Origin of the sequence: Kitasatospora sp. NPDC056783, assembly GCF_042789895.1 — a bacterium.
Lineage (GTDB): Bacteria > Actinomycetota > Actinomycetes > Streptomycetales > Streptomycetaceae > Kitasatospora.
The window spans coordinates 1-2,128 of record NZ_JBHUAF010000657.1 but is presented as its reverse complement, the minus strand read 5'-3'; the positions used below and the strand labels follow the sequence as shown (position 1 = coordinate 2,128).

1 protein-coding gene and 2 tRNA genes are annotated in these 2,128 nt (G+C 69.4%); 2 read left to right on the top strand and 1 reads right to left on the bottom strand.

Translation table 11 applies throughout. The annotated features are described in order from the left end of the window. Window positions 1–27 precede the first annotated feature (27 nt). Window positions 28–101: transfer RNA gene (locus ACFRMQ_RS40330), tRNA-Gly, on the bottom strand. A gap of 207 nt (window positions 102–308) precedes the next feature. Between ACFRMQ_RS40330 and ACFRMQ_RS40325 the strand changes: the two genes are divergently transcribed. Next, window positions 309–382, top strand: a tRNA-Pro gene (locus ACFRMQ_RS40325). A 304-nt stretch (window positions 383–686) separates the two neighbouring features. Continuing rightward, window positions 687–2,093: a trigger factor gene (gene tig / locus ACFRMQ_RS40320; RefSeq protein ID WP_380735888.1), complete on the top strand. Its 1,407-nt coding sequence runs from the start codon at window positions 687–689 to the stop codon at window positions 2,091–2,093. The last annotated feature ends 35 nt before the right edge of the window (window positions 2,094–2,128 follow it).

Here is a 2,128-nt window from a genome sequence, read left to right as displayed (position 1 = left end):
GCGCTGGGCGCACCGGGGCCGGACCTGTGGAGCGGGCGACGAGAATCGAACTCGCGTGACTAGTTTGGAAGACTAGGGCTCTACCATTGAGCTACGCCCGCATGACCCTCCGAGCCGTCACCGGCCGGAAGTTCGGGGGACAGCCTACCTGGTCCGGGCGCCCGAGTGCACGCCGCGTCGCGCACACCCCCCGCGCGCCCGCGCGGCAGGGGTCGCGCGGTATAAGTCGCGGCCGCGCCCGCGCGGAACGAGCGGAACAAGTCGGCGAACCCGTGCAGGCCCGCCGTGTACGCTTCCTCTCGGCACCACGGGGTGTGGCGCAGTTTGGTAGCGCGTCCGCTTTGGGAGCGGAAGGCCGTCGGTTCGAATCCGGTCACCCCGACAGTGCGGCAGGGTCTCGCCCACCGGGGCGGGGCCCTGTTCTGTGTCGGAGCTCCTGGACGGCGTACGGTGGCGTCTGGCGTCCGCCTTTCGTGGTACCGGTAGGATGGGGCGCTGGCGGTAGTCCCTGTGGCGTCCACCCAGGTCAACCGCACGAGGGCGAGGAGTCAAGCTCACCGTCCACCCCACGGGAGATGCAGCTCCAACCGCCCATCGCCCGTCTCGTCCGAACCCTCTTCCGGCCCCGGCCGGGCGGCGGGGACGGGCGGAGACAACCCGCCCGCAAGCCCATAGGAGACCAAACCGTGAAGAGCGCCGTCGAGACTCTGAACCCGACCCGGGTTCGACTCACCGTCGAGGTGCCCTTCGAGGAGCTCAAGCCCAGCCTCGACGCGGCGTACAAGAAGATCAACCAGCAGGTCTCGGTCCCGGGCTTCCGCAAGGGCAAGATCCCGAACCGGGTCATCGACCAGCGCTTCGGCCGTGGCGCCGTGCTGGAGGAGGCCGTCAACGACGCCCTGCCGCGCTTCTACACGCAGGCCGTCGACGAGGGCAAGATCGAGGTCCTCGGCCAGCCCGACATCACCAACATCGAGGGTGTCGAGAAGATCGCCGATGGCGGCGACCTGAAGTTCACCGCCGAGGTGGACATCCGTCCCGAGATCACCCTGCCGGAGTTCTCCTCCATCGAGGTGACGGTCGACCCGATCGTCGTCTCCGACGAGGACATCGAGAAGTCCCTGGAGCAGCTGCGCGAGCGCTTCTCCTCGGTCAAGGACGTCGAGCGCGCCGCCGCCGCCGGTGACATCGTGGTCGTGGACCTGGTCGCCAAGGTCGACGGCGAGGTGCCGGAGGACGGCACCGCCACCGGCGTCAGCTACGAGATCGGCTCGGGTCGCCTGATCGACGGCATCGACGAGGCCGTCGTCGGCCTGTCGGCCGGCGACGAGAAGACCTTCGAGACCGAGCTCAAGGGCGGCACCCAGGCGGGCAAGACCTCCGAGGTCACCGTCACCGTCACCGCGGTCCAGGAGAAGGAGCTGCCGGAGCTGGACGACGAGTTCGCCCAGCTGGCCAGCGAGTTCGACAGCCTGGAGGACCTGCGCGCCGACTCCCGCAAGCGCCTCGAGCGCATGAAGGAGTACGACCAGGCCACCCAGGCCCAGGAGAAGGTGCTGGACGCGCTGCTCGGCCTGGTTGAGATCGAGTACCCCGAGAAGCTCCTCAAGGACGAGATCGAGACCCGCAAGCACAACGTGGAGCACCACCAGCTCCAGCCGATGGGCCTCACCGTCGACGCCTACCTGGAGACCCAGGGCAAGACCCGCGAGGAGTGGGACGCCGAGGTCGAGGAGCAGGCGAAGAAGGGCATCAAGACCCAGTTCGTCCTGGACCAGATCGTCGCCAACGAGGAGCTGGGTGTTAACCAGGAGGAGCTGACCGAGCACCTCATCCGCCGCGCCGCCGGCTCGGGCCTCACCCCGGACCAGTTCGCGCAGCAGGTCGTCCAGGGCGGCCAGGTTCCGCTGCTGGTCGGCGAGGTCGCCCGCGGCAAGGCGCTGGCCACCGTGGTCGAGGCCGCCAAGGTCGTCGACACCGAGGGCAACGAGGTCAGCTTCGACGACGAGGACGAGACGGCCGAGACCGTCGAGGCCGCCGCCGAGACCCCCGCCGTCGAGGACGGCGCCGCCGAGGAGAAGACCGAGGCCTGAGTGCCCCGGTAGCCCCCTGAGGCAGCCCAGCGGGC